The organism is Streptomyces sp. SCL15-4, from assembly GCF_033366695.1.
Lineage (GTDB): Bacteria > Actinomycetota > Actinomycetes > Streptomycetales > Streptomycetaceae > Streptomyces.
In genome coordinates this window covers 5,713,393-5,733,579 of record NZ_JAOBTQ010000001.1, presented here as the reverse complement: position 1 = coordinate 5,733,579, position 20,187 = coordinate 5,713,393, and the positions used below count along the sequence as shown (strand labels likewise).

18 protein-coding genes are annotated in these 20,187 nt (G+C 74.0%); 12 read left to right on the top strand and 6 right to left on the bottom strand.

All coding sequences use genetic code 11. The features are described 5' to 3' along the window. Window positions 1-83: 83 nt before the first annotated feature. On the bottom strand, window positions 84-1,358 hold the full coding sequence (locus SCK26_RS25625) for a deoxyguanosinetriphosphate triphosphohydrolase (RefSeq protein ID WP_318203672.1): 1,275 nt from the start codon (window positions 1,356-1,358) through the stop codon (window positions 84-86). Between the two features lie 57 nt (window positions 1,359-1,415). Next, entirely contained in the window at window positions 1,416-2,198 is a 783-nt protein-coding gene (locus tag SCK26_RS25620; RefSeq protein WP_318203671.1) for a sirohydrochlorin chelatase, read from the bottom strand. 154 nt (window positions 2,199-2,352) lie between these two features. Here SCK26_RS25620 and SCK26_RS25615 point away from each other — a divergent pair, with 154 nt between their 5' ends. The 6 genes from SCK26_RS25615 to SCK26_RS25590 all read left to right on the top strand — a co-directional run bounded on the left by SCK26_RS25615 (window position 2,353) and on the right by SCK26_RS25590 (window position 9,930). Next, on the top strand, window positions 2,353-3,030 hold the full coding sequence (locus SCK26_RS25615; RefSeq protein ID WP_318203670.1) for a vancomycin high temperature exclusion protein: 678 nt from the start codon (window positions 2,353-2,355) through the stop codon (window positions 3,028-3,030). Between the two features lie 104 nt (window positions 3,031-3,134). Further along, on the top strand, window positions 3,135-5,576 hold the full coding sequence (locus SCK26_RS25610; protein ID WP_318203669.1) for a molybdopterin oxidoreductase family protein: 2,442 nt from the start codon (window positions 3,135-3,137) through the stop codon (window positions 5,574-5,576). A gap of 70 nt (window positions 5,577-5,646) precedes the next feature. Continuing rightward, entirely contained in the window at window positions 5,647-6,480 is an 834-nt protein-coding gene (locus SCK26_RS25605) for an arylamine N-acetyltransferase family protein (RefSeq protein WP_318203668.1), read from the top strand. 193 nt (window positions 6,481-6,673) lie between these two features. Beyond that, complete coding sequence (locus SCK26_RS25600; RefSeq protein WP_318203667.1) at window positions 6,674-8,323, top strand: M4 family metallopeptidase; 1,650 nt, start codon at window positions 6,674-6,676, stop codon at window positions 8,321-8,323. A gap of 323 nt (window positions 8,324-8,646) precedes the next feature. After that, window positions 8,647-9,183 carry a hypothetical protein gene (locus SCK26_RS25595; protein ID WP_318203666.1) on the top strand — a complete coding sequence of 179 codons (537 nt, stop codon included), beginning with the start codon at window positions 8,647-8,649 and terminating at the stop codon, window positions 9,181-9,183. A gap of 117 nt (window positions 9,184-9,300) precedes the next feature. Then, the gene (locus SCK26_RS25590) at window positions 9,301-9,930 is read left to right on the top strand and encodes a class F sortase (protein WP_318203665.1); all 630 of its coding nucleotides are present in this window, start codon (window positions 9,301-9,303) and stop codon (window positions 9,928-9,930) included. 17 nt (window positions 9,931-9,947) lie between these two features. On the opposite strand, the gene SCK26_RS25585 is transcribed toward SCK26_RS25590, so the two are convergent. Continuing rightward, window positions 9,948-10,292 (bottom strand): winged helix-turn-helix transcriptional regulator, encoded by a 345-nt coding sequence (locus tag SCK26_RS25585; RefSeq protein WP_318203664.1) that lies wholly within the window; start codon window positions 10,290-10,292, stop codon window positions 9,948-9,950. 98 nt (window positions 10,293-10,390) lie between these two features. On the opposite strand from SCK26_RS25585, the gene SCK26_RS25580 reads away from it, so the two are divergent. The 4 genes from SCK26_RS25580 (at window position 10,391) to nirD (ending at window position 15,606) form a co-directional block, all read left to right on the top strand. Further along, window positions 10,391-11,278, top strand: coding sequence for an NAD(P)-dependent oxidoreductase (locus SCK26_RS25580; RefSeq protein WP_318203663.1), 888 nt, complete (start codon window positions 10,391-10,393; stop codon window positions 11,276-11,278). A 132-nt stretch (window positions 11,279-11,410) separates the two neighbouring features. Beyond that, a complete protein-coding gene (locus SCK26_RS25575) occupies window positions 11,411-12,625 on the top strand; it encodes an NAD(P)/FAD-dependent oxidoreductase (RefSeq protein ID WP_318203662.1) in 1,215 nt (404 codons plus the stop codon). Next, window positions 12,626-15,235, top strand: coding sequence for a nitrite reductase large subunit NirB (gene nirB, locus SCK26_RS25570; RefSeq protein ID WP_318203661.1), 2,610 nt, complete (start codon window positions 12,626-12,628; stop codon window positions 15,233-15,235). After that, window positions 15,232-15,606: a nitrite reductase small subunit NirD gene (nirD, locus tag SCK26_RS25565; protein ID WP_318203660.1), complete on the top strand. Its 375-nt coding sequence runs from the start codon at window positions 15,232-15,234 to the stop codon at window positions 15,604-15,606. The genes nirB and nirD overlap by 4 nt, the downstream gene beginning before the upstream one ends. A gap of 56 nt (window positions 15,607-15,662) precedes the next feature. On the opposite strand, the gene SCK26_RS25560 is transcribed toward nirD, so the two are convergent. From SCK26_RS25560 to SCK26_RS25550, 3 genes are read right to left on the bottom strand one after another with little or no spacing between them, the layout of a single operon-like run. Then, a complete protein-coding gene (locus SCK26_RS25560) occupies window positions 15,663-16,496 on the bottom strand; it encodes a carbohydrate ABC transporter permease (protein ID WP_318203659.1) in 834 nt (277 codons plus the stop codon). Continuing rightward, window positions 16,489-17,391 (bottom strand): sugar ABC transporter permease, encoded by a 903-nt coding sequence (locus SCK26_RS25555; protein WP_318203658.1) that lies wholly within the window; start codon window positions 17,389-17,391, stop codon window positions 16,489-16,491. The genes SCK26_RS25560 and SCK26_RS25555 overlap by 8 nt, the downstream gene beginning before the upstream one ends. Beyond that, window positions 17,388-18,629, bottom strand: coding sequence for a sugar ABC transporter substrate-binding protein (locus tag SCK26_RS25550; protein ID WP_318203657.1), 1,242 nt, complete (start codon window positions 18,627-18,629; stop codon window positions 17,388-17,390). Before SCK26_RS25550 ends, SCK26_RS25555 begins: the two co-directional genes overlap by 4 nt. Window positions 18,630-18,844: 215 nt before the next feature. On the opposite strand from SCK26_RS25550, the gene SCK26_RS25545 reads away from it, so the two are divergent. Beyond that, complete coding sequence (locus SCK26_RS25545) at window positions 18,845-19,423, top strand: DUF4232 domain-containing protein (protein WP_318203656.1); 579 nt, start codon at window positions 18,845-18,847, stop codon at window positions 19,421-19,423. Between the two features lie 180 nt (window positions 19,424-19,603). Further along, complete coding sequence (locus SCK26_RS25540) at window positions 19,604-20,089, top strand: excalibur calcium-binding domain-containing protein (protein ID WP_318203655.1); 486 nt, start codon at window positions 19,604-19,606, stop codon at window positions 20,087-20,089. Window positions 20,090-20,187: the final 98 nt, after the last annotated feature.

Here is a 20,187-nt window from a genome sequence, read left to right as displayed (position 1 = left end):
TCCGCCACATGGGAGCCTCCCGCACGGAGCGTGATGCGGGAAGAGGGTGTGACCCGATCAGGCCACGGAGTGTCACGTTCCCGTCACCCGCGTCCCGTCAGTCTCGCGTGCAGCGACAGCGCGGAGCCGTCGGTGAGGGAGGCGATCTGGTCGACGATCACCCGCTTGCGCGCCCGGTCGTCGTCCGCCGCGTCGAACAGCGCGCGGAACTGGGGGTCCAGTCCGTCGGGCGCGCGGGCGGTCAGCGCCTCGGCCAGCTCGGCGACGATCACCCGCTGGTCGGCGCGCAGCCGCTCCTGCTCGGCGCGCTGCATCACATAGCGGTCCGCGACCGCCTTGAGCACCGCGCACTCCATCCGGGTCGCGCGGGGTACGACCAGCCGGGCGGCGTACCGGGTGAGCCGGCCCCTGCCGTACGCGGCGCGCGTGGCGGTCTCGGCGGCCAGGCAGAACCGGCCGATGAGCTGGCTGGTGGCGTCCTTCAGCCGGGCCTGGGCGACGGCCGTGCCGTCGTAGCCGTGCGGCCACCACTCCTCGTCCTGGAGGCGGTCCAGCGCGGCGGAGAGTTCGGCCGGGTCGGTGCCGGCGGGGACGTAGCGGCCGACGGCCACCTCGAACACCGCCTGCCGTTCCGGCTCCGCCTCCAGGCAGTTGGGGTCGATGTGACCGGCGTGCAGTCCGTCCTCGACGTCGTGCACCGAGTAGGCCACGTCGTCCGACCAGTCCATGACCTGCGCCTCGAAGCAGGTGCGGGTGCCGGGGGCGTGGGCCCGGACCCAGTCGAACACCGCGCGGTCGTCGTCGTACACGCCGAACTTCGGCGACCCGGGCGCGGTGGGGTGCCCGCCGCGCGGCCAGGGGTACTTGGTGGCGGCGTCCAGGGTGGCGCGGGTGAGGTTGAGGCCGACGGAGCGGTCCTCGGTGAACCGTTTCGGCTCGATGCGGGTGAGGAGCCTGAGGGACTGGGCGTTGCCCTCGAAACCGCCGCAGTCGTCGGCGAACTCGTTCAGCGCGGTCTCGCCGTTGTGGCCGAAGGGCGGATGACCGAGGTCGTGGGCGAGGCAGGCCGCCTCCACCAGGTCCGGGTCACAGCCGAGGGCCGCGCCCAGTTCCCGGCCCACCTGGGCGCATTCCAGGGAGTGGGTGAGGCGGGTGCGCGGGCTGGCGTCCCAGGCCTGGCTCCTGGTTCCCGGGGTCACCACCTGCGTCTTGCCGGCCAGGCGGCGCAGCGCGCCCGAGTGGAGGATGCGGGCGCGGTCGCGCTGGAAGGCGGTACGGCCTGGTCGTTTGTCGGGTTCGGGGGCCCAGCGTTCGGCTGACGACGGGTCGTACGCGGTGGCGAGTGCGGTGCCTTCCATGGGTCGACAGTAAGCCTGATCGCCCGCCGGGTTCTCCTCCCGGGCGGCCGCGGGACCTCAGGCGGCCGACGTCCACGGTGCGGCGACGCTCTGTTCGTAACGGTGCAGGACCAGGCGGGCCATCGTCTCGTGCGCGCCCAGGGGGTCCGAGGCGATCCACGGCGCCGCCTGCGCGCACTGCGTCGCGAAGCGGCCCGGGGCCGTGAAACAGGACGCCACCGCCACCCGGTGCCGGCCGCGGGCCGCCAGCGCGCGCAGTGCCGTCGGGACCGTCGGGGTCGCCGCGCAGGCGTAGGCGGGGATCACCGGGACGCCGAGGCGGGCGGCCAGGAGGCGGGCCGTGCGGCGGGTGTCCGCGGCCGAGTCCGCGTCGCGCGAGCCCGCGGCCGCGAGGACGACCGCGGTCGTGCGGCGGGCGGTGCCGTCCGGGGCGGCCGGCCAGCCGGCCTCGGTCAGGCGGGCGTGCAGGGCCTCGGCGAGCAGCGGGTGCGGGCCGAGCGGCGGGGCCGCGCGGATGTCGCCGCGGGCCGCCGCGGCCAGCTCCGGGATGTCCTGCTTGACGTGGTAGCCCCGGCTGAGGAGCAGCGGGACGAGGACGGCGCGGGTGTCGCCGAGGGCCGCGAGGGTGTCGGGCAGCAGGGGCTCGTTCAGTTCGATGTGGCCCAGGTGGACCGGCAGGCCGGGGCGCAGTGCGCGGACTTGTGCCATGAGGGCCCGAACGGTGGTGAGCGCCCGCGGGTCGCGGCTGCCGTGGGCGACCAGGACCAGGGCCGGCGGTGCCGGGCGGCGGCGGCCGAGCGCGGTGACCGGCCGGGTGCGGAGTGGGATCGTCGCCGTCATGGCAGGATCCTGGCCCCCGGAGGTTGCGCCCCCGTTGCCGGGCCGTCACGGGCATTTTCCATGCCATCACCACGGCCGGCGGCGGAGTGTGAGGCGAACCGGACCGGTGCCGGCGGCGTCCTCCATGGTCGGGGACGATCAAGGGGGGCACCGTATGAGATTCCGCAGGCCGCGATGGCCGCGCAGCCGGGCCGGGCAGCGGCGGCTGCTGTGGGCCGTGATGGCCGGGTGTGTGCTGGCGCTGCTGCCGGCGACCTGGCTGCGCCTGTCCACGGCGGACCGGCTGCGCGGCACGGCGGACGTGCCGCGCGCCGAGGTCGCGGTGGTGTTCGGGGCGGGGCTGTGGCACGGCAGGCCGTCGCCGTACCTCGCGCACCGGCTGGACGCGGCGGCGACGCTGTACCGGGCGGGGCGCGTCGAGGTCGTCCTGGTCACCGGCGACAACGGCCGCGAGGACTACGACGAGCCCGACGCGATGCGCGCCTACCTCACCCGGCACGGGGTGCCGGACGGGCGGATCGTCGGCGACTACGCCGGGTTCGACACCTGGGACTCCTGCGTCCGGGCCAAGCGGATCTTCGGGGTGGACCGGGCGGTGCTGATCAGCCAGGACTTCCACATCCGGCGCGCGGTGGCGCTGTGCGAGGCGGCGGGGGTGGACTCGTACGGCGTCGGGGTGGCCGCCGAACACGACGCGACCTGGTACTACGGCGGGACGCGGGAGCTGTTCGCGGCGGGCAAGGCGGCGCTGGACGCGGTGTTCCGGCCGGACCCGCGGTTCCTCGGGCCACGGGAGCCGGGGGTGGCGCGGGCGCTGGCCGCCGGGCGGTGACGCCCGCCCTCACGGCGGGCCGGGCGGCGCGGGGAGGTCGCCGTGCCGGGGGTGTAACCGGAGTCGGCCCGGGGGCGTAACACGCCGGACGCACGCTGGGCGGCATGGAGAACACCTCGACGCCCACCCACTGCCCGTACTGCGCCTTGCAGTGCGGGATGAACATCACGCCCCTGCCCCGGGGGGGCGTCGAGGTCACCGAACGCCCGGACTTCCCGGTCAACCGGGGCGCGCTGTGCGGCAAGGGCCGTACGGCGGCCGAGGTGCTGTCCCCGGCGGTGCGGCTGACCACCCCGCTGGTGCGGGAGGGCGGGCGGCTGGTGGCGGCGGACTGGCCGGAGGCCCTGGACCGGATCGCCGGACGGCTCGCGGCGACCCGGGAGCGGTACGGGCCGGACGCGCTCGGAGTGTTCGGCGGGGGCGGGCTGACCAACGAGAAGGCGTACGCGCTGGGCAAGTTCGCGCGGGTGGTGCTGGGCACCTCGCAGATCGACTACAACGGCCGGTTCTGCATGTCGTCGGCCGCGGCGGCGGGCGTGAAGGCGTTCGGCCTGGACCGGGGGCTGCCGTTCCCGCTGGAGGACATCCCGAGGACGGGCTGCGTGATCCTCGTCGGCTCCAACCCGGCCGAGACGATGCCGCCGTCGCTCAGGTTCTTCACCGAGCTGCGGGAGAACGGCGGCACGCTGATCGTCGTGGACCCGCGCCGGACGAAGACCGCCGAACAGGCCGACCTGCACCTGGCGCCCCGGCCCGGCACCGATCTGGCCCTCGCCCTCGGCCTGTTGCACCTGGTGGTGGCGGAGGGCCGGACGGACGAGGAGTACATCCGGGAGCGGACCACGGGCTGGGAGGAGGCCCGGGCCGCGGCGATGGCGCACTGGCCGGAGTACGTGGAGCGGATCACCGGCGTGCCGGTGCCCCGGCTGCGCGAGGCGGTACGGATGTTCTGCGAGCCCGAGGCGGCGATGGTGCTCACCGCGCGCGGGCCGGAACAGCAGTCCAAGGGCACGGACACGGTGGGCGCGTGGATCAACCTGTGCCTGGCGACCGGCCGGGCGGGACGTCCGCTGTCCGGGTACGGCTGCCTGACCGGGCAGGGCAACGGGCAGGGCGGGCGCGAACACGGCCAGAAGGCCGACCAGCTGCCCGGCTACCGCAAGCTGGACGACCCGGCGGCGCGGCGGCACGTGGCCGGGGTGTGGGGCGTGGACCCGGACAGCCTGCCGGGTCCCGGACGCAGCGCGTACGAGCTGCTGGACGCGCTCGGCACGGACGTACGGACGCTGCTGCTGATGGGCTCCAACCCGGTGGTGTCGGCCCCGCGCGCGGCGCACGTCGAGAAGCGGCTGCGCTCGCTGGACTTCCTGGCCGTGGCCGACGTGGTGCTGTCGGAGACGGCGGAGCTGGCGGACGTGGTGCTGCCGGTGACCCAGTGGGCGGAGGAGACGGGCACGACGACCAGCCTGGAGGGCCGGGTGCTGCTGCGCCGCCGGGCGGTCGCGCCGCCGCCGGGCGTCCACAGCGACCTGTACGTCCTGCACGAGCTGGCCGGCCGGCTCGGCGTGGAGAAGGGCTTCCCGACCGACCCGGAGGAGGTCTTCGGCGAACTGCGCCGCGCCAGCGCGGGCGGCCCGGCGGACTACTCGGGCATCACCTACCGCCGCCTGAGCGAGGAGAACGGCGTCTTCTGGCCCTGCCCGGAGGAACCGGCCGGGGAATCGCGAACCGACACCGGGGTGACGTCCCCGGCAGCCCTGCCCGACACCGGGTTCGCAGCCGTGGCCGCGCTGACCGGCGCCCCGGCGGCGGAGGCCCTGCCCGGCGAGCCGGACGCAGCCCCGGCCGCCCTGCCGGACAGCGGACACACAGCCCCGGCCGCCCTGCCCGGCGAGCCGGACGCAGCCCGGGCAGCCCTGCCCAGCGTCCCCGCACCGAAAGCCCCGCCCGCCGGCCCCGCACCGGAGGCCCCGTCCGTCGACGCAGCCCCCGACGCGGCCTCCGACGCCTCGCCCGGCAGCCCGGTACCGGACGCCGGTTCCGGTGACGGCGAGCGGCCCCCGCGTGCCGTCGGGCACCATCCCGGTACGCCTCGTCTCTTCCTCGACCGTTTCGCCACCCCGGACGGCCGGGCCCGGTTCGTGGCCGTGGCGCACCGGGCGACCGCCGAGGAGCCGGACGCCGAGTATCCGCTGCTGCTGACCACCGGCCGGGTGGTGTCCCAGTACCAGTCGGGGGCGCAGACCCGGCGCGTGGCGGAGCTGAACGCGGCGGCCCCGGGACCGTTCGTGGAGCTGCACCCCCGGCTCGCGGCCCGGCTGGGCGCGGCCGACGGCGACCCGCTGGCCGTGGTCTCGCGGCGCGGCCGTGCCGTGGCGCCGGCCCGGATCACCGACACGATCCGCCCGGACACCGTCTTCATGCCGTTCCACTGGCCGGGCGAGGGCCGCGCCAACACCCTCACCAACCCGGCCCTGGACCCCACGTCCCGGATGCCGGAGTTCAAGTCGTGCGCGGTGCGGGTGGAGGTCGTACGGCGGTCGTAGGGCCGCGGACGGAGCGCGGATCGGTCCCGGGGACGCGGCGGGCACGGACGGAGTCGCGTAGGTTCGGGGCATGTCCGACGAACAGCGGTACGACCTCGACGCCTATCTGGACCGCATCGGCTTCAAGGGCGAGCGGCGGGCCGATCCGGCCACGCTGCGGGGCGTACACCTGGCGCATGCGCTGGCGCTGCCCTTCGAGAACCTGGACCCGGTGCGCGGCTCGGCCCCCTCCCTGGAGCCCGCCGACCTGACGGCCAAGATGGTGCGCGGCCGGCGCGGCGGCTACTGCTACGAGCACAACACCCTGCTCCGGCTGGCGCTGGAGGCGCTCGGGTTCCGGGTGACGCCGCTGGCCGGCCGGGTGACGGTGGGCGCCGAGACCCCGCAGAGCCGGCCGCGTACGCACGCGATGCTCCGGGTGGAGGTGGCCGGCGAGCCGTGGCCGTATCTGGCGGACGTCGGCTTCGGCTCGGTCGGCGCGCTGCTGCTGCCGGTGCCGCTGGTGGCCGGCACCGAGTACGAGGGCGCCGGACGCCGGCACCGGCTGGCCCCGCTGCCGCACGACGGGCCGCTCCCGCTGTGGGAGTTGCAGACGCGGGACCGGCGGACCGGGCGGTGGGCCGGCCAGTACGCGTTCACCCAGGAGTCGTTCACCGCGCCGGACCTGGAAGTGTTCAACTGGTTCGTCGGCACCCACCCGCGCTCCCCGTTCACCCGCCGCCCCTACCTCCAGCGGACCCTCCCCGGCGGTCGCCACCTCTCCCTGGACGGAGCCCTGCTCACCGAGACCCTCGCGGACGGCACGGTCACGCAACGCACGCTGACCGGAGAGGCGGAGGCGCGGCGGGTGGCGGAGGAGGAGTTCGGCATCGACGTGCCCGAGGGGACCGTCCTGCTCGGCTGAGCACGACCGCGTGGAGGCCGCGCACCCCGGCCTCACGGAAACGATTCCCTACCCCCGTCGCCCCGCCACACCTCCCTCCGAAGATCCACGAAGCTCCTCGGCAGCGCTATGGACATGACATGTCATGCTCACTTAAATCTTTGGGACATCAGCGCCACCCCCACGCCTGACGGGCGCCTTCCCGAGGAGACAGATGAGCCGGACACGGCAGCACGTCCGAGGAACCCGCCGCACGCTCACCGCCGGTGTCGCCGCCGCCACCGCGACCCTGCTGGCCGTCGGCCTCTCCCCCGCCGCCCACGCCGGCGGCGGACCGACCCGGGCCACCGCGATCGAGAACGCGGCCTCCGCGCTCCTGGCCCACGCCTCCGCGCTGGGCCTCACCGCGCCGCAGGACACCGGCGTGCGGGACGTGATCGTGGACAAGGACGGCACCCAGCACGTCCGCTACGACCGCACCTACCGCCATCTGCCGGTCCTCGGCGGCGACTTCGTCGTCCACCTGGCCCCGGACGGCACCTACCGGGGCGCCGACCGCGCCACCCGGCGGACCGTCTCCGTGCCCACCGTCACACCGGAGGTCCCCGGCCCCGAGGCCGCCCGGCTCGCGGTGGACGCCCTGCGCGCGGCCCACCCCGGCACACCGCTGAAGCAGGCCAAGGCCAGGCCCGAGCTGGTGGTCGACGCGCTGCACGGCACGCCCAGGCTGGCCTGGCGCACCACCGCCGTCGGCCTGGACTCGCTCGGCAACCCCGTCGCCCGGACCGTGCTGACCGACGCCCGCGGCGGCGCGCGGATCGACGCCTGGGACAGCATCGAGACCGCCACCGGCGACGGCGCCTCCCTCTACAGCGGGACCGTGCCGCTGGAGACCACCCAGTCCGGGTCGTCGTACCAGCTCAAGGACCCGACCCGGGGCAACACCTACACCGGTGACGCGGAGAACAAGACCGACCTGTGCATCTTCGGCATCTGCCTCAGCCGGGCCCCCGCGACCCTGTTCTCGGACGCCGACAACCACTGGGGCACGGGCGCCACGGCGGACCGCGCCTCGGCCGCCGTCGACGCCCAGTACGGCACCGACGAGACCTGGGACTACTACAAGAACGTCCACGGCCGCAACGGCATCGCCGGGGACGGCAAGGGCTCGTACAACCGCGTCCACTACGGCAGCAACTACAACAACGCGTTCTGGGACGACAGTTGCTTCTGCATGACGTACGGCGACGGCGACGGGACCACCTTCGGCCCGCTGGTCGCCCTCGACGTCGCCGGGCACGAGATGTCCCACGGCGTGACCTCGAAGACGGCCGCGCTGGCCTACTCGGGCGAGTCCGGCGGGCTGAACGAGGCCACCTCCGACATCCTCGGCACGATGGTGGAGTGGTACGCGGACAACCCCTCCGACGCCGGTGACTACCTCATCGGCGAGGAGATCGTGAAGCCCGGGTTCGGCAAGGTGGCCCTGCGCTTCATGGACAAGCCCTCCAAGGACGGCAGTTCGGCGGACTACTGGAGCTCGTCGGTCGGCAACCTCGACGTCCACTACTCCTCCGGCGTCGCCAACCACTTCGCCTACCTGCTCGCCGAGGGCAGCGGCGCGAAGACCATCAACGGCGTCGGCTACGACTCGCCGACCTCCAACGGCTCCACGGTCACCGGCATCGGCCGGGACAAGGTCGGCAAGATCTGGTACCGGGCGCTGACGGTCTACATGACGTCCTCGACGAACTACAAGGGCGCCCGCACGGCGACCCTGAACGCGGCGAAGGACCTCTACGGCACCGGCAGCGCGGAGTACAACGCCGTGGCGGCGGCCTGGAGCGCGGTCAACGTCGCCTGACCCCCGTGCCGCTCCAAGGGGCCGGTGCCCGGCCGGGCACCGGCCCGCGGTGTGCGCGCCGACGGACGCTGACGTGCCGTCACCCGTTCACCGGCTCCACCGCTCCATTCGTGTTCTTTTCATACTTCTCTCTCCCGGCCGCCCCGCGCCCGCCCGCGACCTGCCCGAACGTCATCCGGGCTGGTCCGTGCGGGTGGCGGGGCCGCCACCCGTTCGCCGCATTCCTGACGCTCCCTCAGGAAGCGGTCCGGCCGCCGAGCCACTTATCTCGGTAGGGCAGGGGCGCACCCCTGGACGAGTCGGACAAAGCTCTGGGGAGCACCATGCGACGCACTGCCCGTCTCCTGGCCGGTACCGCGCTCACCGTGGCCGCCACGGCACCCGTCCACGCCATGGCGGCCACGGAACCGACGGCCCCGGGCCCGGCCGGCCGGCTGGACGTCCGGCCGGCCACCGTGACGCCCGGCGGCCAGGTCACCGTGCACACGGCCGCGTGCGGGTCCCCGGGCACCGCGACCGGGGACGCCGGGGCGCTCGGCGCCGGCACCTTCCCGCTGGCGCCCGGCGCCGAGGACAGCCAGGCGACCGGCCGGTTCCGGGTGCCGCCGAGCGCGCAGCCGGGGACGTACGAGATCGTCGCCCGGTGCGCCGAGGGGGACCGGCAGGTGGCGGGCGAACTGGTGGTGGCCCTCAGCGCGGCGCACGCACAGGTGCGGCCGCGGGGAAGCGTGAAGACGGGGGTCGGCGGCGGACTGGGCCCCGACCCCGTACAGACCACGGCGGGTGTGGCGGCACTGGCCGTCGCCGCCGCGGGCGGTACCTGGCTCCTGCATCGCCGGGCGAGAGGCGACGGGATCTGACGGACACCCTCCGCTGTCCGTCCACCGGTACCGCACAACCCGCCCCCTCCGGGTCCGACGCCCCTCGCGGCCCGGAGGAGGCGGGCATCTCAGGACACCTGACGAGAGGGGTTCCCCATGCGTCGGAGCGGCGGGAGGGCCGGGGACGCCGTCATAGCCGCCGTCACACTCGTGGCCCTCGGCTCGGGAGTGTGGCTGCTCGGCGGCACCGGAGCACGGACCCCGCCGCAGCCGGCGGCCGCCGAGGGCCGGACCGAGCCCGGCGGCGACCGGCACACGGCCCCCGCCCTCGACCCCTCCCCGCCGCTGCGGATCCGCATCCCCGCGATCGGTGTCGACGCGCCCCTGACCGGCCTGTCCCTCACCCCCTCCGGCAGCCTGGACGCCCCGCCCGCGAAGGAGCCGAACCTGGCCGGCTGGTACGAGGCCGGGACCACGCCCGGCGAGACGGGCACCGCGATCGTCGCCGGCCACGTGGACAACGCCGACGGCCCCGCCGTCTTCTACCGCCTCGGCGCGCTCCGGCGCGGCACCCGGATCGAGGTGGACCGCCGGGACGGCACCGTGGCGCTGTTCACCGTGGACGCCGTGGAGGTGTACGCGGCCCGCGACTTCCCCGACGACAAGGTGTACGGCGCCGCGCCCCGTCCCGAACTCCGCGTCATCACCTGCGGCGGCGGCTACTCGAAGACCACCGGCTACCAGGGCAACGTCGTGGTGTTCGCGCACCTGACGGGCAGCCGCTGACCGCACTGCGCGAACCGTCAGCCCACCGCCGGCTGCCCGCCCAGCACGTGCTCCTTGCCCCACGCCCCCAGCGGCGCCAGCGCCTCGTTCAGCCGGTCGCCGGCCTCCGTCAGCGAGTACTCGACGCGCGGCGGCACCTCGGCGTGGTCCTCGCGGTACACGATGCCGTCCGCCTCCAGCTCGCGCAGCTGCGCGGCGAGCACCTTCTCCGTGACGCCCGGCAGCAGCCGCCGCAGCTCACCGAACCGGCGGGTGCCCTCCCCCAGCGCCCACAGGATCGACACCTTCCACTTGCCGTCGATGATGTCCATCGCCGCGTCCGTGCCGCAGACATACGCCCCCGGCCGCCGTCCCACCGGCATGGTGTTCCCCCTTCCGACCTGCACCCTTCCCTGCGGGTAACCACCCACTCCGAAGTACGTACTTATGCGCGGCGGCTCCCCCGGCGAGCCTAGTCGTCATGAACGACAACTCCCTTTCCTCCGGCCCCCCTACCCCTCTGACCCTGCTCGGCACCGGCGCGATGGGCACCGCGCTCGGACGGGCCTGGCTCGCCGCCGGGCATCCGCTGACCGTCTGGAACCGCACGCCGCGGCGGGCGGACGCGCTGACCGCCGAGGGCGCGGTGGCGGCCGGCAGCGCGGCGGAGGCGGTGGCCGCGAACCGGCTCGTCGTGGCCTGTCTGCTGGACGACGCCTCGGTGGGCGCCGCCCTGGAAGGTGCCGACCTGGCCGGCCGCGACCTGGTGAACCTCACCACCGGCACGCCCGCCGACGCCCGCGCCCGCGCCGCCTGGGCCGAGGAACGCGGCGCCCGGCTGCTGGACGGCGGGATCATGGCCGTACCGCCGATGATCGGCGCGCCCGGCGCCTTCGTGTTCTACAGCGGTGACCGGGAGCTGTTCGAGGAGCACCGAGGCACCCTCGCCGTCCCGGCCGGCACCGAGTACGTCGGCGCCGGCCCCGCCCTCGCCGCGCTGCACGACGTGGCGCTGCTGACCGGCATGTACGGCATGTTCGCGGGCATCACGAGCGCCTTCGCGCTGCTGCGGGACACGGAGGTGGCCCCCGAGGAGTTCGCGCCGCTGCTCGTGTCCTGGCTGACCGCGATGGCCGGCCAGGCGCACGGCATGGCCGCCCGGCTGGCGTCCGGCGACTACACCACCGATGTCGTCTCCCACCTCGCGATGCAGGTCGCGGGCACCGGCACCCTGTTGCGTACGGCCGAAGAGCAAGGAGTGAGCGCGGAACTGGTCACCCCCTTCTTCGACCTCATGCGGCGCCGCCTGGCCGACGGCCACGGCGCGGAGGACACCACCGGCCTGGTGCACCTGCTCCGGACCCGGTGACCGGCCTCACCAGCCTCCCCGGCTCCCCCGCAGACCCCTCACACCCTCCGCCTCTCCCCGCTGAGGGCAGCGTTCCTCCCGGGAAACAGCCGTGATGCCGCCGGGTAACGTCCGGGCCGCACGCTCGGGGACATGACCTCGAATACGCGTGTGGTGGTGATCGGCGCCGGCCTCGCGGGCGTGCGGCTCGCCCGGCGGCTCGGTGAGCTGGGCACGCCCGCGCTGCTCGTCGGCGACGAGGAGCACGCGCCGTACAACCGTGTGCTCCTCGCCGAGGTGCTGGCCGGCCGGTACGCCCCGGAGGTGATCACCCTCCCGCCGCCCGCCGGCCTGCTGCGCACCCGCGTCACCGGCATCGACCGGGCCGCCCGCACCGTCTCCTGCGCCGACGGCATGTCGATCGCCTACGACAGGCTGGTCCTGGCCACCGGCTCCAACCCGGTGCTGCCCCCGCTGCGCGGCCTGTTCACGCCCGACCGCCGGCTGCCCGAAGGCGTCCACGCCTTCCGCACCCTGGACGACTGCCTGGGCCTGGCGAAGGCGGTCCGGCCCGGGGTGCGCGCGGTCGTCATCGGCGGCGGCCTGCTCGGCGTCTCCGCGGCCCGCGCGCTGGCCGCGCGCGGCGCCCAGGTGGTCCTCGCGCAGCAGGCCGAGCGGCTGATGGAGCGCCAGCTCGACCCGGACGCCTCCCGGCTGGTGCTGCGCCACCTCACCGACCTCGGTGTGGAGGTGCACACCGAGTGCCGGGTGCGGGACGTGCGCTGCGTGGCCGGCGCGGTCCGCTCGGTGGAGCTGGCCGACGGCTACGCCCTCGACGCCGACCTCGTGGTCCTCGCCTGCGGGGTTCGGCCCCGCACCAAACTCGCCGAGCAGGCCGGTCTCGCCGTCGGCAAGGGCGTCCTCGTGGACGACGAGCTGCGCACCTCCGACCCGCTCGTCCACGCTATCGGCGACTGCGCCCAGCACGACGGCACCGTCTACGGCCTCGCCGAGCCGGCCCTCGAACAGGCCGACGCACTCGCCGAGTTGCTCGCGGGCGACACCGCCGCCCGCTATCGCGGCACCCGTTCCCTGACCCGGCTCACCCTGACCGGTCCCGGCTCCCCCTTCGACCTCGCCGCGTTCGGCGAGACCGAGGCGCGCCCCGGCGACGACGTCGTGCGGCTCGCCGACGCCACCCGGGGCACCTACCGCAAGGTCGTCGTCCGCGACGACCGCCTGGTCGGCGGGGTCCTCGTCGGCGAACTCGGGACCGTCGGCGCGCTCGCCCGCGCCTGGGAGGGAGCGGAGCCGCTCCCCGACGACGGGCCCCTGCTGCACCTGCTCACCAACGATGGAGGCTCCTGAATGTCCGCCACCCCGGAGGCCACCCCCACGATCGTGCTCGTCGGCCACGGCATGGTCGGCCAGCGCTTCCTCGAAGCGCTCGCCGAGCGCGGCCTGACCGCCACGCACCGCGTGGTCGTGCTGTGCGAGGAGCCGCGTCCGGCGTACGACCGCGTGCAGCTCACCTCGTACTTCTCGGGGAAGACCCCCGAGGACCTCTCCATGACCGACATGGAGTTCGTCAAGGACCACGGCATCGAGCTGCACATCGGCGACCCGGCCGAGACGATCGACCGCGCGGCGCGGAAGGTGACCGCCCGCTCGGGCCTGGTCGTGGACTACGACGTCCTCGTCCTGGCCACCGGCTCCTACCCGTTCGTGCCGCCGGTACCGAACAAGGACGCCACCGGCTGCTTCGTCTACCGGACCATCGAGGACCTGCTCGCCATCGAGGAGTACGCGAAGTCCCGGGCGAAGACCGGTGCCGTGGTCGGCGGCGGGCTGCTCGGCCTGGAGGCCGCCGGCGCGCTCAAGGGGCTCGGACTGAACGCGCACATCGTGGAGTTCGCGCCGCGCCTGATGCCGGTGCAGGTCGACGAGGGCGGCGGCGCGGCCCTGCTGCGGACCATCGAGCAGATGGGCCTGACGGTCCACACCGGCGTGGGCACCCAGGAGATCGTGACCGGCCCCGACGGCGCCGTCACCGGCATGAAGCTGTCCGACGGCTCCGAACTCGCCGCCGACATGGTGGTGTTCAGCGCCGGCGTCCGCCCCCGCGACCAGCTGGCCCGGGACGCGGGCCTGACGGTCGGCGAGCGCGGCGGCATCGCGGTGGACGAGCAGTGCCGGACCGTGTCCGACCCGCACGTCTTCGCGATCGGCGAGTGCGCGCTGGCCGCCGACGGCCGGGTGTACGGACTGGTGGCGCCGGGCTACGAGCAGGCCGAGACGGCCGCCGCGACCATCGCCGCCGACGAGGCGTCCTTCACCGGCGCCGACCTGTCCACCAAGCTGAAGCTGCTCGGCGTGGACGTCGCCTCCTTCGGCGACGCGCACGGCACCACCGAGGACTGCCTCGACGTCGTCTACTCCGACTCGCGCGCGGGCCTGTACAAGAAGCTGGTCATCGGCGCGGACGGCACCCTGCTCGGCGGCATCCTGGTCGGCGACGCGGAGGCGTACGGCACCCTGCGCGCGCTCACCGGCTCGGTGCCGCCGATCTCCCCCGAGTCGCTCGTCCTGCCCGCCGGAGCCGATTCGGGGGCCCAGCTCGGCCCGTCCGCCCTCCCGGACGACGCGATCATCTGCTCCTGCCACAACGTCAGCAAGGGCACGATCCGCGGCGCGGTCACCGAGCACGGTTGCGTGACCGTGCCCGAGGTGAAGAAGTGCACCAAGGCCGGCACCGGCTGCGGCAGTTGCGTGAAGGTGCTGGGCCAGCTGCTCACCGCCGAGCTGGAGGCGTCCGGCGTCGAGGTCGACAAGGGGCTGTGCGGCTGCTTCTCCCAGACCCGCGAGGAGCTGTACGAGATCGTCCTCGCGCTGCGCATCACCTCGTACCGGGAGCTGCTGGACCGTCACGGCCGCGAGGACGCCCGGGGCGGCGAGGGCTGCGAGGTGTGCAAGCCGACGGTCGGCTCGATCATCGCCTCCCTCGCCCCTTCCATCGGCGCGAGCGGCTATGTCCTGGACGGCGAGCAGGCCGCGCTCCAGGACACCAACGACCACTTCCTCGCCAACCTCCAGAAGAACGGCTCGTACTCGGTGGTGCCGCGCATCCCCGGCGGGGAGATCGCGCCCGAGAAGCTGATCGTGATCGGCGAGATCGCCCGGGACTTCGGCCTCTACACGAAGATCACCGGCGGTCAGCGGATCGACATGTTCGGCGCCCGGGTGGAGCAGCTGCCGCTGATCTGGGCCCGGCTGGTGGACGCCGGCTTCGAGTCCGGGCACGCCTACGGCAAGGCGCTGCGCACGGTGAAGTCCTGCGTGGGCTCCACCTGGTGCCGCTACGGCGTGCAGGACTCGGTCCGGATGGCGATCGACCTGGAGCTGCGCTACCGGGGCCTGAGGTCCCCGCACAAGCTGAAGTCGGCGGTCTCCGGCTGCCAGCGCGAGTGCGCGGAGGCGCAGTCGAAGGACTTCGGTGTGATCGCCACCGCGGGCGGCTGGAACCTGTACGTCGGCGGCAACGGCGGCGCCACCCCGCGCCACGCCGACCTGCTCGCCCAGGACCTGTCCGACGCCGAACTGGTCCGGCTGATCGACCGGTTCCTGATGTTCTACATCCGCACCGCCGACCGGCTGGAGCGCACCTCCGCCTGGCTGGAGCGCATCCCCGGCGGCCTGGACCACGTACGGGACGTGGTGGTGCACGACTCGCTCGGCATCTGCGACGAACTGGAGCGGCTGATGCGCGAGCACGTCGCGCACTACCGGGACGAGTGGGCCGAGACCGTGGGCGACCCCGAGAAGCTGGCCCGGTTCGTGTCCTTCGTCAACGCGCCGGACACCCCCGACCCGGTGGTCTCCTTCGTCCCCGAGCGCGACCAGATCAAGCCCGACCTCCCGCTGCTGAACATCGGGCTGCGGCCCGCCGACGACGTCCTGGAAGGAAGCGCCCAGCGATGACCCTGGCCATTGAGACGACCGATCTGAAGGTGCAGCTCCAGCTGGCGGACGGCTGGTTCACGGTCTGCGACCTGAGCATGCTGGTCCCCGGCCGCGGCGTGGCCGCCCTGCTGCCCGACGGCCGCCAGGCGGCGGTCTTCCGGGACCGCGCCGGCCGGCTGTACGCCGTGGACAACCGCGACCCGTTCACCGGGGCGGCCGTCCTCTCCCGCGGCCTGACCGGCACCCACCAGGGCCGCCCGTTCGTGGCCTCGCCGCTGCTCAAGCAGCGCTTCGACCTGGTCAGCGGCGCCTGCCTGGACGACGAGACGGTGCGGATCGCGGTGTACGAGGTGCGCGCCCACCAGCTGTCCGACGCCCGGGTCTCCTGACGGAAACGGTCCGCGTCGACGGCGGCTCCGCGGCCTGAGCCGGTCCGTCCCGCGGGTCAGTCGATCCCGGTGCGCTCCACCCCCGCCACGATCCACCGCTGGAAGAACAGGAACACCAGCAGCAACGGCAGGATCGACACGGCCGCCGCGACGAACAGCTCGTGCAGCCGGACGACCTGCGCGGTGGTGAACGAGGACAGGGCCACCTGCACCGTCCAGGCGCTCCGGTCCTGCCCGATCACCAGCGGCCACAGGAAGGAGTTCCACGCGCCGAGGAACACGATCGTCCCCACCGCCGCGAACACCGGACGGGCGTTGGGGACGACGACGCGCCAGTACGTCCGCCAGTACCCGAGCCCGTCCACCTGCGCCGCGTCCTCCAGCTCCCGGGGGAAGCCGAGGAAGTACTGCCGGAAGACGAAGCAGGCGAACGCGGAGAACAGCGTCGGCACGATCAGCCCGCGCAGCGTGGAGATCCAGCCCAGCGACGACACCAGCACGAAGCTGGGGACGAAGGTGACGGCCGCCGGGACCAGCAGGGTGCCCAGGATGCCGTAGAACACCTTGTTCGCGTGCCGGTAGGGGATGCGGGCCAGGCCGTAGCCGGCCAGGGAGGCGAGCAGCAGGGTGCCGAGGGTGGTGGCGACGGCGATCAGCGCGGAGTTGAGCAGGGACCGGGCGAAGGGCACCGACGGGTCGGCGAACAGTTCCCGGACGTTGCCCCACCGCACGTCGGCGGGGAAGAACGTCCATTCGGGAGAGGTGATGTCCCGCTCGTCGGCCAGCCCGTTGCGCACCAGCAGGTAGAAGGGGATCAGGAAGAGCAGGGCGAGCGCGGTCAGCAGCGCCAGCCGCAGCGCCCGCCCGGCCCGCACCAGGGCGTCATCCATCGCCGTCCGTCCTTCCCAGCCGCAGCCAGCGGGCCTGTGCCACGGTGACGACCGCGATGACCAGGGCGAGGATCACCGCGCCCGCGCTGCCCAGGCCCAGGTCCTGTCCCTGGCCGAGCGCGGTGTAGTAGAGGTAGACCAGCGGCGGCCGGGCGTACGGCGGATAGCCCCGGGCGTCGGAGAGCAGGTTGTAGAACTCGTCGAAGGCCTGGAAGGCGTTCACGACGAGCAGCAGCACCACCGCGACCGAGGTGCCCCGCAGCTGGGGCAGGGTGATGTGCCGCAGCACCGTCCAGCCGGGCCGGGCCCCGTCCACGGCCGCCGCCTCGTACAGCGCCGGGTCGATCCGCTGGAGCCCGGCGAGGAACAGGATCATGTAGAACCCGGCCTGGAGCCACAGCCGTACGGTCACGATGACCAGCCAGTACCAGGGCGGGTCGGTGGTGGACAGCCAGGCGACGGAGTCGCTGCCGAAGAGGCCCAGCACGGTGTTCGCCAGCCCGAACCGCACCCCGCTGAAGATCGACATCTTCCAGATCAGCGCGGCCACCACATAACTGCACGCGGCCGGCAGGAAGAACACCGACCGGAAGAACGCCCGCGCCCGGCGCACCCGGTTGACCATCAGGGCGAGGGCCAGGGAGAACCCGTAGGTGACGGGCACGATGAAGGCGGTGAAGAGGAGGAAGGTTTTCAGGCTGTCGCGGAACGCCGCGTCCCGCAGCATCGCCGTGTAGTTGTCCAGTCCGGTGAAGCGCGTCGGCGTGACGGTGTTGTGCGCGTCGAAGAAGCTCAGGCCCACGCTCCACAGCAGCGGCACGTACGTGAACAGCGCGAGCCCGAGCGCGAACGGCCCGACGAACACCCAGAACCACAGGGTTCTGTGCCGCCTCACTTCCGCACCCTGCCGATCTCCTCCGTCACCTTCCGTACGACGGCCCGCAGTTCACGCTCCGGGTCCGCCCCGCCCTTGATGATCCGGCTGAGCGCGTCCTGGTAGGCGGTCTGGCCGGCCGGGGTCCACAGCAGCGGCTGGGCGTAGCCGTGGTCGGTGGTGAACCGTACGGCGTCGGCGGCCGGGCCCTCGCGCAGCGGTGCGGCCTCGGCGGCGAGGGAGCGCCGGGCGGGGATGTGGAAGCCGTAGGAGAGCGCGAAGTCCTTCTGGTAGTCGGTGCGCCGGACCCAGAGCCACCGCACGTACTCCTTGGCCAGTTCCTTGTGCCTGCTGCGGGCGCTCACGGCGGCGCCGTAGGCCCCTACGGGCACGGCGGGCCGGCCCCGGCTGCCGTCCGCCGGGAAGGGCAGCACCCCGAAGTCGTCCCCGAGTTCCTTCCGCACCCGGGGCAGCGCCCACAGTCCGGACCACTGCATCGCGGTCAGCCCCTGGAGGAAGGCGGAGGGGTCGGACCAGTCGGCGGGCGCGCCGAGGAGGAGGGACTCGTCGGCGTACAGCCGGTGCAGCTTGCCGAGGGTGCGGGCGGCGGCGGGGTCGTCGAAGCCGACGCGTCCGTCGTCGGTGACGAGCGGGAATCCGGCCGCGTACAAGGGAGTTCCGCCGAGGACGCCGGCGCCTCCGTCGTTGCCGAGGAAGAGGCCCTTGGTCCTGCCGTCGGTGAGCTTGCGGGCGGCCTCGACCAGGGCGTCCAGGGTGGCGGGCGGCTCCACGCCGGCGTCGCGCAGCAGGCTCTTGCGGTAGTACAGCAGTTGCATGTCGATGACCTGCGGAATGCCGTAGATCCTGCCCTCGTGGGTCTTCGGCGCGAGGACGGCCGGGTTGAAGTCGTCCTTCACTCCCGCCAGCAGGTCGGTGAGGTCGAGGACCTGGCCACCGCGTATCTGGTCGAGGGTCGGGCCGTTGACCTCGAAGACATCGGGCCCGGAGTCGGTGAGCAGGGCGGCGGCGGTCTGCTGGTCGTAGTTGCCCGGCCGCCACTGCACCGAGACCTCGGCCTTCTTGAAGGCGGCGGCGTACCGCTGCACGGCCCGCTCGGTGCCCGGCTCGCCGTACTGGTGGTACCACTGGGACAGCCGGGGCCCGGAGCCGCCGCCCCCGCGCCCGGTGTTCGATCCGCACGCGGCGAGCAGTCCGGTGCCCGCGCCCGCGGCCAGCAGTGTCCTGCGGCTGATCGTCATCCTGTGCCCCCTGACGTCCGTCATCGATGCACGGCCCAACGATCAACCATGCGCGGCGATTACGAAAGACGCGTTGCGGCCGTGTGTCGGCGTTGGCCGTCCGGTGGGCACCCGGATTCCGTGTCCCGGTACCGGTGCACAACTTTTCCGCTCCGGGGCGCATCCAACACAGTGACCTTCATGCACCCCTTCGCCCCGAAGAAGGAGGATGTGCCATGTATCAGAAGCCGCATCCGACGGCCCCCCACCCCGGTCCGCACCGCGCGGGACCTCCCCGGACCCTGCGCCGGCGGGGTCCGGTGACCGCGCTGGCCGCCGCGCTGCTGGGCGTCACGGCCGCCGGGGCCGCCTGGAGCGCGACGCCCGGGGCGGCGCGGACCACGGCCGCCATACGGACCTGCGCGGTGAGCGACCTGTATCTGTCCATGGGCGGAAAGGAGGGCGCGGCCGGGTCCCTGTACTGGCCGGTCCGGTTCACCAACACCAGCACCACCAAGTGCGCCCTGCGCGGCTATCCGGGCGTGAGCGTCCTGGACGGCGCCCACCACCGGATCGGCCCGGCGGCGGGGCACAGCGGCCGGAGCTACGGCACGGTCGCCCTGAGCCCCGGCCGTTCCGCCACGGCGGTGCTCCGCACGACCAACGGCCCGGTGGGCGGCCCCTGCGAACGCACCGGCACCTACCTCCGGGTCTATCCGCCGGCCTCCCGCACGGCGACCCTCGTCCCGGCACCGTGGAAGACCTGCTCGGGGGTCTTCCAGACGGGACCGGTGAACGTGGACGGCGCGTTCTGACCGGCTGAGGAACCGGGACGAGGGGCCGGCGCCACACACCGGGCGCCGGCCTCCGCCCCGCCCGCCCCTCCATTCGTTCATCACGAAACCATCACCTCCCTTCACAAGCGGCACCGCGCCACTACGGTGGTCGGCGCGTGCCACCGTCCGGAAGGCGCGCGTCGCCTGAGGGGGGCACACATGACAAACCCGTACACCCCGCCGTCCACACCGCCCGCGCCGCGGACCCCTCGCTGGGCCCGGAAGCGCTACGTGCTCCCCGCCCTCGCCCTCGCCCTCTTCGCCGGCGTCGGCATAGGCGCCGCGGGCGAGGACCCGGCCTCCGACGCGAAGCCGGCCGCCGCCCGTCCCCGCCCGGCCGTCACCGTGACGGCCACGGCCACCGCCACGGAGACGGCGACGGCGACGCACACCGCGGCCCCGGAACCCGCTCCCACCGTGACCGAGACCCGTACCGTCAAGGTCACCAGGACGGTCACGGCCCAGCCGGCGTCCGCCGGCGAAGCCGCCGACGCCGACGGCTCCGGCTCGGGCTCGGGCTCGGGCTCCGTCTACTACGCCAACTGCACCGCCGCCCGCGCCGCCGGCGTCACTCCCCTGCACACCGGCGACCCGGGCTACGACTCCCACCTCGACCGGGACGGCGACGGAGTGGCCTGCGAGTGACCGGGGCCGTCCGGCCGCCGTGGGCGGGCGAACGGGGAACGCGCGAAGGGGCGGCACCCCCCGCACTGGGGTGCCGCCCCTTCTCTTTCGTGCGCCGG